We start from the raw sequence: 14,564 nt of genomic DNA on the forward strand, positions 1-14,564 counted from the left end.
TAGCATTCGGGAGCAGGGGCCTGAAAATCCGGCACTGTCTTGCTTTTGAAATAATTTCAGTCTGAAACCGTTTTAAACAAAATAATACTCGAAATAACATACAGCATGAAGCTATTCACTCGAAAGAACTTCTCTCTTCCACCTTTGCATGTATTCTTCCTCCTGGCAGGGATCGCAGGATCTGCCGCCGTCCACGCGCAGCAAACCCGTATTTACACGGAGCCGGATAAAACTTTCAAAGAAGCACAGCAATTGTACCGCGATGGGAAATATGCCCTTTCTATGCAATTGTTCAAGAGAACAATAGACGATATCAGCTATTTCCAGGAAACCAACCGTTCCCTCGTGAATACGGACGCGCATTACTATTATGCCATGTGCGCCCTGAAATTGCAGAATGAAGATGCGGAGAAGAAGGCGCTGGCCTTTATCAAAAATTTCAACAACAGCGCCCGGGAACAAATGGTAAGCTATCAGCTGGCCCGGTTCTACTTCCACCGGAACAAATTCACGGAAGCGATCCCTTACTATGAAGCAGCCAGTATCGACAACCTTTCCAATGAAGATATTGCAGATGCTAAATTCGAACTGGCCTATTGCTACTTCAACGTGAAGGATTTCAAAAAAGCACAACCGCTTTTTGCTTCCATCAAAGAGATCCAGAACAAATACTACATCCCCGCCAACTATTACTACGGCTTCATCTCCTATTACAACAAACAGTACGATGCTGCCCTTAACAGCTTCAAACGTGTAACAGGCGATCCGAAATATGATGCGGTGGTACCTTACTATATCGCAGAGATCTACTACTTCCAGGGTAAAAAAGATCAGCTGATCGCTTACGCAGAACCATTGATCCGCAAAGGGAACGTTTATTATGAAGCGGAACTGAAACAACTGGTAGGCCAGGCTTATTTCGAAAAGAAGGACTATCCCAAAGCCCTCCCCTACCTGGAGGAATACCAGGAGAATGCAGACGAAATAAGGAAGGAAGATGTTTACCAGCTTTCTTACGCTTACTATCAAACCGCGAACCTGGATAAAGCCATCACTGGTTTTAAACAGCTGAGCAGTGAAAAGGATTCCCTGGGCCAGAACTCCATGTACCTGCTGGGTGACTGTTACCTCCGCACCGGCCAGAAAGCCAACGCAAGGAATGCATTCGCCTTCTGCGCACGCAACAGTTCCAACCCCAAGCAACAGGAAATATCCCGCTTCAACTATGGCAAACTTTCTTTTGAATTAGGTTACCAGGATGCAGCGATCACGGAGCTGACCACCTTCGTGAACAATTATCCCCGCTCCGAATACAACAAAGAAGCCCGCGAAATACTCGTGCAGCTGTTTGCCAATACCAATAACTACAAAGAAGCCATCGCTATCCTGGAACAACTGCCGGAAAAGAGCCCCGCCGTGTTAAGGGCTTACCAGAAAGTAGCCTACGGCCGTGCCACGCAGTTAGTGAACGACCAGCAACTGGCAGAAGCAGACCGCCTGCTGGATATTGCCCTCGCCAATCCATACGACAAACAGATCGGCCAGCTGGCACAATTCTGGAAAGCGGAAATAGCGCTGCGCCAGAACAATACGGATAAAGCCATCAACAGCCTTCAGGCCTATTTTGATGCAGGCAACACGCCTGTATCCGGCGAAGCCAATACACAAACGGCCAGCTATAACATGGGATACAGTCTGCTGAAAAAAGAACAGTACGCCACGGCCCTGCCTTACTTTGAATCTGCACAGCGGGCCAGCGGCCCCAATGCAGGACGCATCACCAATGATGCCGTACTGCGGGCTGCAGACTGCTATTACATGCTGCGCGACTTTGCCAAAGCCACCGCACTGTATGACCGCATCATCAATGCCAACGAACCAGGTGCTGATTACGCTACTTACCAGAAGAGCATCATCCTGGGTATCCAGGGTAAACACAACGAGAAACTGGCCCTGCTGAAACAACTGGCCACCAGTTATCCCGGCTCTAACTTCACGAATGAATCTGAAATGGAAATTGCCGATACCTACCTGAGCGATGAACGTTTCACTGAAGCCATTCCTTATCTCAAGAACGTACTGCAAAAGCAACCAAACGGGCCTAATGCTCCCAAAGCACTGGTAAAACTCGGTCTTGCTTATTTCAATACCAACCAGGATAACACGGCGTTACAATACTTCCGCCAGGTGGTAGAGAAATTCCCGAACTCCACAGAAGCTAATGAAGCATTGCAAAGCATCCGCACCATTTATGTGGAACAAGGCAAAACAGACGACTACCTGGCCCTGCTGAAAGCATCCGGTAAATCTGTATCTGCTTCCGCAGAAGATTCCATCACCTACGCTGCCGCTGAAACCCGTTTCAGCAATGCAGACTATGCCGGTGCTATCACTGCCTTCACCAATTACCTGCAGAAATATCCGAACGGTCAGTTTGCTTTACAGGCCAGCTTCTATAAAGCAGAATGCCTCTATAACAATAAAGATTACGCCAACGCATTGCCCGCTTATGAGTTTGTGCTCACCCGCGGTACCAGCCCTTTTGCGGAACGCTCCGCTTTACAGGCTGCTTACCTGAACTACTACCAGGTGAAGAATTATGCGAAAGCAAAAGAATACTACCAGCAATTGCTGGCCCTTTCCACCAATAAAGAAAATACACTCGCTGCCAACCGCGGATTGCTAAGGAGCAATTACCAGCTGAAGAGCTGGGACGATGTGAGCGTCCAGGCAGAACAATTGTTATCCGCCAGCAATATCAGTACGGACGACCAGATCATCGGTCACTTCTACCTTGGTAAAGCACAGCAGGAAAAGCAACAGTACGATGAAGCCATCAATGAATATAAAATAGCCGCCGGCCTCACCAAATCAGAAATAGGAGCAGAAGCACGCTACGGCATCGCTAACTGTTACCTCCTGAAAAATGACCTGGCTGCTGCAGAAAAAGCCGGCTTTGATGTGATCAAGAATACTTCTTCTTATGAATTCTGGACAGCGAAAGCTTACATCCTCTTAGGAGATGTATACGCCCGTCAGAAAGATTACTTCAACGCAAAAGCTACTTTCCAGAGCATTGCGGAAAACTGTCCCATCCCTGAGCTGAAGGCAGAAGCCAAAGACAAACTGGCCAAAGCAGAAGCAGAAGAAAAAGCAGGTTCCAAGATCAAATAATTTATAGCATTTAACGCATATGAATCTTACCATTTTCCATACAACGAAATTCTTCCTGGCACTTGGCGCAGGTTTACTCATACAACAGGTTGCCACGGCCCAGAAGAAAGACACACTCAAACAGGAAACGATCGACATCATTTCCAAATACCAGCCTAAACTGCGTGATGCAGCCAAGCTGAACCTTACTGCCTCCTTACCTTCCGTGGATACCACACGGCCTAAGTTAGGCTACCAGGTGCCGGCGTTAAACCTTTACTTTATGTATCAGCCGGTGCCTATCCGCCCCCTGGCTTTAGGAAGGGATACCTCTTCCCTGCAACTGCAGAATAACTATATAAAACTGGGCTACGGGAACTTCCAGACCCCGCTGGTGCAGGCTGGTTTTGGTACAGGCAGGGCAGATAAATACAACCTCGGCCTCTACTTTAATTATACCTCCTCACAGGGCGATATCGAAAACCAGGATTACACCAATATCAATGTACTGGGTTCCGGTACTTACTTCTCCCCTCTTTTCGAATTCAATGCCAGCCTTGGTTACAACCGCAACCAGGTGCATTACTACGGATATGATCATGATCTTTACACCTTCAGCAAAGGAGATGTAAAACAGGGCTTTAATGAAGTGATCGCTAAAGTAGGGGCTAAGAACCGCCCGCAGAACGACTGGGCCTTCCAGTTCCAGCCGCAGGCAGAGTTCATCGTATTCGGTGACTCCTACAAACGCATGGAAAACACCTTTGTGCTGAAAGCACCTATCCGCAAGCAATTGTTTGAAGATATCTGGTTCAAGGCAGAAGGTTTGCTGGACCTGAGTAATTTTAAAGAGGACAATAACGAACAGATCAATAACAACGTAGCAGCCGTTCACCCAGCCGTAGAGGTGACCAAGCCTGGCTTTATGCTCCATGCCGGTGTGAACCCTACCTGGACGAACGATAAGTTCTACCTGCTGCCAGACATCGTGAACGAATCACACCTGATCCGTAAAAAACTCATCCTGAGCAGTGGCTGGATCTCTTATATAGACAAGAACAATTTCCGCAACCTGGCCAATAAGAATCCATTCATCGAAAAATACCCTGTTGGTATCAGGAACACCCGCGTGGAAGAAAAGTACACCGGTATCAAAGGAACTCTGGGCAGCCACCTGAGCTATAACACCAAGTTTGCCGCTGTTACCTGGTACGACCTGCCGCTTTTCGTGAATGATTCCATAGATGGCAAGAAGTTCTACATGCGTAACGAGGAAGAGCTCCGTGCCTTCCAGGCGCATATAGAAGTAGGTTACCAGCAGGAAGAAAAGTTCCAGGTGCGCCTTGCGCTGGACTGGTTCAACTTCACCAAACAGAAGACCGAACTGAAACCCTGGCATGTACAGCCCTTCCAGGCTAACCTGTACGCACAGTACACCATTGCCAAAAAACTGCACCTGAACGCCAACCTGTTCACCCTCAACGGCAGCTATTATGTACTGCCCACCGGATACTTCGCCAAAACGAAGTCTGTACAGGACCTGAACGCAGGCGCCACCTTCGATATCGGCAAGAATTTCAATATCTGGCTGAACGCCAATAACCTATTCAATTCCAAGTACCAGCGGTGGTATGGGTATCAATCCTACGGGTTAAACGTGCTGGGTGGTATAACGATTAAGTTTTAAATCGTAAACTTGCACTCAAACTGACCTGGCCGCAATGCTACAGCAATACATCACAGAAGTACTTTTTAAACAGCAATCCTGCTCTGTTCCGCAGGTGGGCACCTTTACTATTCAGCATATCCCCGCTCACTTTTCCGTGGTGGACCAGGTGTTAACGCCTCCCCGCCAGCAAGTGAACTTCGATACCCGCTGGGAAGATGATGGCTCCTGCCTGCACTGGATCTCGCAAAAAGAAAACCTCGTGGATGCCGTAGCTTCCCTCAAGCTGGACAAGTACCTGCAGCAATTCAGGGAAAGCCTGCAAACCGGCCAGCCGATCGACCTGCCAGGTGTGGGTTCCCTCCGGCTGGATCCTTTCGGCCAGATCCGTTTCACCCCCCAGGAATTACCGGATGCCTGGCAGCCCATTTCGCTGCAGCAGGTATTACGGCCTGAATCTGCCCCTAAAGTATTGCAGGGCACTACGGAAGTGGTGAATCATGAAGTGGTGGAACACATGTCTGCCATACCGGAAGAGTTTGAAAGCCAGGGCCGTTTCAGATGGTGGTGGGTAATAGTGCCATTGCTCGTGATCGCAGGCGGCGTAGCTATTTACCTGCTAAAGGATGAATGGCAGTCTGCTTCAATAGCGCCTGCGGAGAAAGATACAAGTAACCAGCAGGCCGCTGCGCCTGTAACGGACTCACTGCCTCCTGTGCCATCTGAGCCGGTAAGTGATTCTATCAATTACTATGTAGTGTTCCAGACCTTCAGAACCCAGGCCGAAGCACAGAAAATGTATGAAAAACGGATCAGGTGGGAGCAAAATGAAGTAGTGATGTTCACTGCCAAAGATTCCGCTACGTATAACCTGGCTGTACCTTTCCGCACTTTGCCGGCGGATACAACCAAAGCAAAAGATTCCGTAGAGCAGCGGTTCAAAGTGCCGAAAAGCGCTATCCGCATAGAAGAATAATTATCCCAATGCATTAAGCCCGGAAACAAATCCCGGATATAACACCAGATACAACAGACCAGAATAAAAAAGGCCGATCAAATTGATCGGCCTTTTTATTAGAATTTATAAGCTATACTGAACCGATATCTCTCGGAGCTTCCGCCTGCCAGTAGTAGAAAGAGCCATAATCAGCACCTGAGTAAAGGTATTCATCCAGGATATTGAACACATTGGCAGTGAGCCTGATCTTCTTAAAAAAACGCTGCTCTGTTGAAAACGCAGTTCCTGTTAAAAAACACGCATCCCCTGAAAATAAAAAAACATCCGCCCTCTGCAGCGCGGCAGGGTTCCGGCAGATCACCTCTCAGGCAATTGCTCTATCACCAGCTTCAACCCTTCTTCAAAACTACGCGGCGCAAACCCCAGCTCCCGCTCAGCTTTATCGATCACAAATCCTGTTTTGGCAGGCCTTTGTGCAGGTTGTTTAAAACTGGAGGCATCCACCTTCTCAAATAACTTCGTATCCAGGTTGAGGTAATTAGCCACCTGCATGGCCATATCATATGGGGTCAGCATATCTTTTCCGGAGAGATGAAAGATACCTTCTGCTTTTTTATCGATGATGCGTTTGCATCCTTCCGCGAGATCTTGTACCAGTGTGGGCGTACGCCACTGGTCATTCACCACCTTCAGTTTCTTCTTTTGTTCCAGGTTACTTTTTACCCAGGTAATGATATTACTGCGGCGGGAATCATCGGCCACACCATATACGAGTACCGTTCTTGCAATAGCCCAGGGAACTTTTGCCTGTTTTACAAGGCGTTCCGCAGCTACCTTGCTGGCGCCGTAATAATTCACAGGATTCACGGCATCCTCTTCGCTGTATGGGCCGCTGAGACCATCAAAAACAAAGTCCGTAGAAAGGAACAGGAAGAAAGCGCCTACCTTCTCCGCACCCTGCAGCAAATAACGTGTAGCCGTTACATTCACCATCCAGCAGGCATCTTTACTGCGTTCACAGTCATCCGCCTGCGTCATGGCACCGGCATGAATGATCACATCAGGGGCTGTTCTTTCTATTAATCTTTTTACGGCAGATTCATCTGCCAGGTTTACAGATTCATATTGATAGCCTTTTTGCATCCGCAGCCGGTTGGCGCCTCTGCCCGTGGCAATTACTTCGTATGCCGGTAAGCTGGAAAGGAGTTCTACCAGGTATTGCCCCAGGAGCCCGTTGCTCCCTGTGATTAATACTTTCATCATGTTAATATACTAAAAACGCCGCGTAACAACATAGTATTACGCGGCGTCTTTCTTTTAAATTTATTTACATCTTCATACCCAGGTTATACATCACAAAGGCCCAGATGTCCGTAGCCTCCTCTATCAGTTTGGAGGTAGGTTTACCGGCCCCATGCCCGGCCTGTGTTTCCACACGGATCAATACCGGGTTGCTGCCTTTGTGCGCGGCCTGCAGTGCAGAGGCAAACTTGAATGAGTGCGCCGGCACCACACGGTCGTCATGATCAGCTGTAGTGATCAGCGTAGCAGGATATTGCGTGCCCTTTTTCAGGTTATGCAGCGGCGAGTATTTTACCAGGTACTGGAACTGGTCCGCCTTTTCACTGGAACCATATTCCACTGCCCATGCCCAGCCGATCGTGAATTTCTGGTAACGCAACATATCCAGTACCCCCACGGCCGGCAAAGCTACCTTGAACAGGTCCGGACGCTGCGTCATACAGGCCCCTACCAGCAGGCCGCCATTGGATCCGCCACGGATGGCTAGTTTACCGGGAACGGTATATTTAGTGCTGATCAGGTACTCTGCTGCACCAATGAAATCGTCAAATACATTCTGCTTCTTATCCAGCATACCGCCTTTATGCCATGCTTCCCCATATTCATTTCCACCGCGGAGGTTTACAACTGCATAGATACCACCCTGTTCCATAAAGAAGAGGTTGGAAACAGAGAAGGAAGGCGTGGAAGGAATGTTAAACCCGCCATAGCCATATAACAGTACCGGGTTCTTGCCATCCTGTTTAATCCCTTTTTTATAAGAAAGGAACATGGGCACTTTGGTACCATCCTTACTGGTAAAGAACACCTGTTTTGTTTCATAATCAGCCGGGTTGAACTTCACCTCTGTTTTACGGAAAACTTCGGATGCGCCGGACTGGATATCATATTTATAGATCGTTGGGGGCGCTATATAGGAAGTGAAAGTATAGAAGAGGGTTTTATCTTCCGCCTTCCCGCCAAAACCACCTGCGGTACCAATACCCGGCAGGGTAATGCTGCGTTCCAGTTTACCGCTGAAGTCGTATTGCTCGATCCGGGAGGAAGCATCTTTCAGGTAATTGGCAAACAGCCTGCCGCCTGCCGTGCCTACGCCCAGCAATACCTCTTTTTGCTCAGGGATCACCACTTTCCAGTTTTCTTTAGCGGGGTTCTTAGGATCTACCAGTACTACTTTGAAATTAGGTGCATCATGGTTGGTGCGCATCAGCAGTTTATCCCCTACGTTCTCAATCACACCGGGGTCATAATCAAAGCCTTTCACCAGCAGGGCAAAATCCTTCTGGGAAGCATCCTGCAGGTCGCGATACCAGAGTTCGCGTCCGCTGGTGCCTTCTGTAGTGCTGAGGATCAGGAAACGTTCGTCTTCTGTTAAACCCACGCCGGCGTTACGCAAAGGATGTTCTTTATCCACATAGATCAGTTCATCCTGCTCTTGCGTGGTGCCTATTTTGTGGTAATACACTTTATGGAACTCGTTCTTTTTGGAGAGTTTGCTCTTTTCATCCGGTTTATCATAGCGGCTGTAGTAAAAACCGTCTCCCTTCCAGGAAAGACCGGAGAATTTGATCCAGTCCAGGCGGTCGCTCAGCAGCTGTTTGGTAGCCACATCCATCACAAAGGCTTCCTGCCAGTCTGACCCCGCTTTGGCTATCAGGTAGGCCAGGTATTTACCATCTTTGGAAAAACTAAGGCTGCCCAGGGCGGCAGTACCTTTATCAGAGAGTTTATTGGGGTCAATGAACACCTCGGGGGTGCCATCCAGCCCTAACTGGCGGTACAGGACCGCCTGGTTCTGCAAACCGTCATTCTTATAAAAATAATAATACCGGCCCTCGCGGAAGGGGGAACCGTACCGGGGATAGTTCCACAAAGCCTCCAGGCGTTGTTTTATTTTCCCCCGGAAAGGGATGGTGGCCAGGTAGTTCTGCGTTACTTTATTCTGTGCATCCACCCATTCCTTTGTTTCTGCGCTGTGGTCATCTTCCAGCCAGCGGTAAGGGTCTGCGATCTTTTTCCCGTGGTAATCATCTACCGTATCTACTTTTTTGGTAACGGGATAAACTAATGGAGCGTTCTGCTGTGCTGCCAAACTGCCCGCCGTAAAAGTCATCATTACACTCATGGCAACATGCTTATGGTTAATTTTAGACATACATATGTTTTTTAAAAAAAGTCTGCCTCTTATTTGATTAATTTTAAACTTTTAGGTTAATTCATAGAATATCTGATAGAAAACTATTAAAAAAAGTTAATTTTGTGCGCCCTTTTAAAGGACCAATTTTAGGCAAATTACTATGAAATGACCATTACATGTGGCCATAATATAGAAAATTATTAGATCTCACATGAAAAAAGTGAACAACATCGCAGTTCTTACATCCGGGGGCGATGCTCCGGGTATGAACGCAGCCGTAAGGGCAGTAGTAAGGACGGGAAATTATCATGGTTTGAATGTATACGGCGTGATGTATGGTTACCGGGGTATGCTCACCGGCGACATCTTTCCTATGGAATCCAAATCAGTGGCCAACATCATTCAGCGTGGGGGCACTATCCTTAAAACAGCACGTTGCAAGGAGTTCTATGAAGCGGAAGGCCGCAAAAAAGCCTACCAGAACCTCAAAAAGTTCGGGATAGACGGGTTGGTGGTGATCGGGGGAGACGGCTCTTTCAAAGGCGCACAGAAATTCAGCCAGGAATTTGACATTCCATGTATTGGCCTTCCCGGAACAATCGATAAAGATATTGCCGGTACCGATTTTACCATCGGTTTCGACACGGCGGTGAACACTGCGGTAGAAGCGATCGACAAGATCAGGGATACTGCGGACGCACACGACCGCCTCTTCATTATAGAAGTAATGGGCCGCGATGCCGGTTACATTGCCCTCCACAGCGGTATTGCCACCGGTGCGGAACACATCCTCATCCCTGAACGCAAAACAGACATTGATGACGTGATCGATCAGCTGCTGGCCAACGAACGCCGCAGCAAGATGGTGAACCTCATTGTAGTAGCGGAAGGAGATGAATTTGGCGGTGCCAACGAAGTAGCCCGTCACGTAAAAGAAAGAATGCCGCAACTGGATACCCGCGTTTGCATACTCGGGCACATCCAGCGGGGTGGATCACCCACCTGCATAGACCGGCTTATTGCCAGCAGGATGGGCTACGCCGCCGTAGACGCCCTCATCGAAGGCAATAACAACGTCATGATCGGCATCGTCAACAATAAAATTCAGTTCACCCCGCTCGATAAAGCCGTAAAAGCTAAACAAAAGATCGATGCGGAATGGTTTAAGATTGTCAAAATTCTTGCGAGTTAAATAAACGTCTATGAGTACAAAAGATCTGTCCAAATACTTCCACAGCGGTATGGACAACGAAGCCGCTTTGGCGCATTCTAAGCAAAAAACGAAGATTGTAGCCACCGTAGGACCAGCATGCGATACCTATGAGAAATTATTGGAACTCGTAAAAGCCGGTGTGAACGTATTCCGCCTGAACTTTTCCCATGGCAGCCATGAGGATAAGCTGAGGATCATCGGTTACATCCGCCAAATCAACAAAACTGAACCTTACAACGTAGCCATCCTGGCAGACCTGCAGGGACCTAAACTGCGTGTGGGAGACATTGAAAATAATGCACTGCCGCTGAAAGCCGGAGACATCCTCACTTTCGTGAACGAAAAATGCCTGGGAACCATGGAGCGTATCTATGTTTCTTACCACGACCTGCATAAAGACGTTCGTCCCGGCCAGAAGATCCTCCTGGATGACGGTAAGATCGAAACCATCGTAAGAGAAGTAACACCACAGCATGAGATCAAAGCTGAAGTACTGCTGGGTGGCGTGCTCTCCTCCAAAAAAGGCTTCAACCTGCCGGATACCAAAGTTTCCCTGCCTGCACTGACAGAAAAAGACGTGATAGACCTGGAATTCATCATTGACCATGAGTGCGACTGGGTAGCGCTTTCTTTTGTACGTAACGTAAAAGACCTCGGTCTCCTGCGCAAACGCCTGAAAGAACGTAATTCCAAAATGAAGATCATCTCCAAGATCGAGAAACCGGAGGCGATCCAGAACCTGAAAGAGATCATCTGGGAAAGCGATGGCGTAATGATCGCCCGTGGTGACCTGGGTGTGGAACTGCCTGTTGAGATGATCCCGATGATCCAGAAAGATATTATCCGCAAATGTATCCACCGTGCCAAGCCCGTTATTGTGGCTACGCAAATGATGGAAAGCATGATAGACCGCTCCCGTCCTAACCGCAGTGAGATCACTGACGTGGCTAACGCAGTACTCGAAGGCGCTGATGCCGTGATGCTGAGTGGCGAAACCGCTACCGGTATGCACCCTACCCTGGTGATCCAGACCATGCGTAAGATCATCGGTGAAGTAGAGAAAGAAGAGATCATCTACAACCGTAACCTCATCCCTCACCGCCACTCTCCTACCTTCCTCAGCGATGCACTGTGCTACAATGCCTGTAAGATCGCAGAAGACCTGGAAGCAGATGGCCTGATCGGTATGACGCAATCCGGTTACACCGGTTTCATGCTGTCCAGCTACCGTCCTAAATCTCCGCTGTATGTATTCACCAAAGAGCGCACACTGGTAAACCAGTTGAGCCTCAGCTGGGGTGTACGTGCCTTCCATTATGCGGAAGAAGAAAGCCTGGATGATATTTTCTCTGATCAGATCAACATCCTGCGGGAAAGGAAGTTCATCAAAGGAAATGATGTAGTGGTGAACACAGGTAGTACGCCCATCGCGGAACACTTACCCACCAACATGCTGAAGATTACAAAAGTACCTGAATAAATAAAAGAAAAGGCTGTCACGAAACGACAGCCTTTTCTTTTTTATAGGTAACACCATAGATCAATATCGCTATAAAAGTGATCCCCACTCCTGCCATACAAACACCTGCCCATTTATTGATATCCCATACCAGCAGGCCAATGCCTGAACCCAGCGAAGTACCGATAAAACTCATCGTCATGTACACCGTATTCATCCGGTTACGTGCTTCCGGCAACAGCGCATACACCCTTGTTTGATTGGATACATGTACACCCTGCAAACCCAGGTCCAGCAACACGATGCCAATGATCACACCTACCAGGGAATTACGGAAGAACCAGAAGATGATATACCCTGCCAGGATGCAGGCAATACCATACCCGATAGCAATACGCGGGTTCTTTTTATCTGCAATGCGCCCGATCAGCGGAGCACCCAGTGCACCCGTTGCCGCAGCCAGCCCCATAAGGCCTATTACATCGCTGCCAAAGTTGTAGGGAGGATTGGATAAGAGGAATACAGAAGTGGTCCAGAAAAGCCCGAAAACACCAAAAGCACAGGCATTAATAGTAGATGCCTCCCTTAATAAAGGCTGATCCCGGATGAGGGTGAATACGGAACGCATCAATGCGCCATAGCTGCCATTAAACGAAGGTTTGCTTTGCGGAAATGTGAACAGGATCGTTATCATCATCACAAAGGTCATCCCGCCTGCTATCCAGAACATTGCCCGCCAGCCAAAATGCTCGCCGATGATACCGCTCAGTGTCCTGGATAAAAGAATGCCTATCAGTAATCCGCTCATGATCACACCAATCACTTTACCACGGCGTTCCGGCGCTGCCAGGCTGGCTGCCAGCGGCAATATCAGTTGTGGTACAATGGAGGTAAAACCAATGATCAGTCCCGTGATCTTGAGCATGCCGATATTAACGGAAAGCGCTGCCGCACAGAGTGCCGCTACTGCTGCACCCGTCATGAACAGGATCTGCTTTTTGCGTTCCAGTTTATCGCCCAGAGGCACACAGAACAATAACCCCAATGCATACCCGATCTGTGTAAAGAAGGTCACCTGGCCGGCATTACTTTCTGATACCTCAAACTCCCTGCTGATCAGCACCACCAGCGGCTGGCAGTAATAGATATTGGCTACGATCAGGCCTGTACACAGCGCCATGATGGCGATATTCCATTTGCTTAACGATGACATAAGGCTGCAAAGTTATGCCTTTTGTAACAAGTGTACCTGCCCCGTAAAATCCTTAACTTTATAACATGACGTTCAAAAGCATATATCCGTATACGCAGGAAACCATTGCGGAATATCCTGCCCATACAAAAGAGGAACTGGAGAAGAAATTGCAGGAGGGCTGGAAGGCATTTGCCGCCCTGAAACAGGCCAGCCTTGAACAACGATCGGAATGGATGGTAAAGGCAGCCACACTGCTTAAGGACCAGGTTACGGAACACGCCACGCTCATTACACAGGAAATGGGCAAAACCTTAAAAGAAGCCAAAGCGGAAGTACTGAAATGCGCTTCCACTGCAGAATATTATACCGCCAATATCGGCGCTATGCTGCAACCGCGCATCATTACTTCAGATGCTAAGAAAAGTTATGCCGCCTTTGAACCCAAAGGCATTGTACTGGCTATCATGCCCTGGAACTTCCCTTACTGGCAGGTGTTCCGCTTTGCCATTCCCAATATACTCGCAGGCAATACCGTAGTACTGAAACATGCCAGTAATGTAAGCGGCTGCGGGCTGGCTATGGAAAAATTATTCCGTGAAGCCGGTTTCCCGGAAGGTACTTTTCAGGCCCTGCTCGTTTCTTCCAAAGACATTGAACCTATTATCGGCGATAACCGCATACAGGGCGTAACCATCACTGGCAGCACACCTGCGGGCATGAGTGTTGCGCAACTGGCAGGTAAGTATATCAAAAAAACGGTGCTGGAACTGGGCGGCAGCGATCCTTTTATTGTATTGAAAGATGCCAATCTTGCAGAAGCAGCAAAGACCGCCGTGAAAGCACGTATGCAAAACGCAGGGCAATCATGCATAGCAGCCAAACGCTGGATAGTAGATAAAGCCATTGCAGATGATTTCACGCAGCAGGTGCAATCCCTCATCACTTCCCTGAAACAGGGCGATCCTTTTGCAGCGGATACAGATACCGGCCCAATGGCCCGCCCGGACCTGGCAGAAGAGCTGGGCCGGCAGATGGATAAAAGCATTGAACAGGGCGCGCAATTACTTGCAGGCGGTGAGCAGGATGGTTGCAATTTCATACCCGCATTATTAACCGGTGTACAACCCGGTATGGCCGCCTTTGAAGAAGAAACCTTCGGCCCTCTGGCCGCCATCATTAGCGCCAATGATGAAGGAGCTGCCATCCGCCTCGCCAACCAAACACCCTTTGGCTTAGGCGCCTCCCTCTGGACGAAAGACATAGAAAAAGCAGCACGCCTTGCTACCCTTATAGACAGTGGGAATGTATTCATCAATGCCATGGTACGCTCCGATGCAAGGCTGCCTTTTGGCGGTGTAAAGCTCTCCGGCCACGGCAGGGAATTATCACTGGAAGGCGTGCACGAATTCCTCAATATAAAAACCGTTTATATCCAATAAAGACAACAGAGTTGTCAGTGTAACATCCTCTGGCTCAACTAC

10 protein-coding genes are annotated in these 14,564 nt (G+C 48.6%); 6 read left to right on the forward strand and 4 right to left on the reverse strand.

Translation table 11 applies throughout. From position 1 onward, the window contains the following. The first annotated feature begins 105 nt into the window (after positions 1-105). From AAHN97_RS16590 to AAHN97_RS16600, 3 genes are read left to right on the forward strand one after another with little or no spacing between them, the layout of a single operon-like run. Positions 106-3,174: a tetratricopeptide repeat protein gene (locus AAHN97_RS16590; protein WP_343303173.1), complete on the forward strand. Its 3,069-nt coding sequence runs from the start codon at positions 106-108 to the stop codon at positions 3,172-3,174. Positions 3,175-3,193: 19 nt separating this feature from the next. Beyond that, positions 3,194-4,840 carry a hypothetical protein gene (locus AAHN97_RS16595; protein ID WP_343303174.1) on the forward strand — a complete coding sequence of 549 codons (1,647 nt, stop codon included), beginning with the start codon at positions 3,194-3,196 and terminating at the stop codon, positions 4,838-4,840. Between the two features lie 34 nt (positions 4,841-4,874). Continuing rightward, a complete protein-coding gene (locus AAHN97_RS16600; RefSeq protein WP_343303175.1) occupies positions 4,875-5,795 on the forward strand; it encodes a hypothetical protein in 921 nt (306 codons plus the stop codon). A 112-nt stretch (positions 5,796-5,907) separates the two neighbouring features. Here the strand turns inward: AAHN97_RS16600 and AAHN97_RS16605 are convergent, their stop codons facing one another. The 3 genes from AAHN97_RS16605 to AAHN97_RS16615 all read right to left on the reverse strand — a co-directional run bounded on the left by AAHN97_RS16605 (position 5,908) and on the right by AAHN97_RS16615 (position 9,234). Beyond that, complete coding sequence (locus tag AAHN97_RS16605; RefSeq protein WP_343303176.1) at positions 5,908-6,138, reverse strand: hypothetical protein; 231 nt, start codon at positions 6,136-6,138, stop codon at positions 5,908-5,910. Next, positions 6,135-7,040, reverse strand: a complete 906-nt coding sequence (locus AAHN97_RS16610; protein WP_343303177.1) for an SDR family oxidoreductase — start codon at positions 7,038-7,040, stop codon at positions 6,135-6,137. Before AAHN97_RS16610 ends, AAHN97_RS16605 begins: the two co-directional genes overlap by 4 nt. 64 nt (positions 7,041-7,104) lie before the next feature. Further along, positions 7,105-9,234, reverse strand: a complete 2,130-nt coding sequence (locus AAHN97_RS16615; RefSeq protein ID WP_343303178.1) for a prolyl oligopeptidase family serine peptidase — start codon at positions 9,232-9,234, stop codon at positions 7,105-7,107. Positions 9,235-9,427: 193 nt separating this feature from the next. Between AAHN97_RS16615 and pfkA the strand changes: the two genes are divergently transcribed. Together pfkA and pyk are read left to right on the forward strand one after the other, a co-directional pair. After that, on the forward strand, positions 9,428-10,408 hold the full coding sequence (gene pfkA / locus AAHN97_RS16620; protein ID WP_343303179.1) for a 6-phosphofructokinase: 981 nt from the start codon (positions 9,428-9,430) through the stop codon (positions 10,406-10,408). Between the two features lie 10 nt (positions 10,409-10,418). Beyond that, positions 10,419-11,909: a pyruvate kinase gene (gene pyk / locus AAHN97_RS16625; RefSeq protein ID WP_343303180.1), complete on the forward strand. Its 1,491-nt coding sequence runs from the start codon at positions 10,419-10,421 to the stop codon at positions 11,907-11,909. 16 nt (positions 11,910-11,925) lie between these two features. Here the strand turns inward: pyk and AAHN97_RS16630 are convergent, their stop codons facing one another. After that, the gene (locus AAHN97_RS16630; RefSeq protein WP_343303182.1) at positions 11,926-13,101 is read right to left on the reverse strand and encodes an MFS transporter; all 1,176 of its coding nucleotides are present in this window, start codon (positions 13,099-13,101) and stop codon (positions 11,926-11,928) included. A gap of 65 nt (positions 13,102-13,166) precedes the next feature. Between AAHN97_RS16630 and AAHN97_RS16635 the strand changes: the two genes are divergently transcribed. Then, entirely contained in the window at positions 13,167-14,522 is a 1,356-nt protein-coding gene (locus AAHN97_RS16635) for an NAD-dependent succinate-semialdehyde dehydrogenase (protein ID WP_343303183.1), read from the forward strand. Positions 14,523-14,564: the final 42 nt, after the last annotated feature.

The sequence above is a fragment of the Chitinophaga niabensis genome, from assembly GCF_039545795.1.
GTDB lineage: Bacteria > Bacteroidota > Bacteroidia > Chitinophagales > Chitinophagaceae > Chitinophaga > Chitinophaga niabensis_B.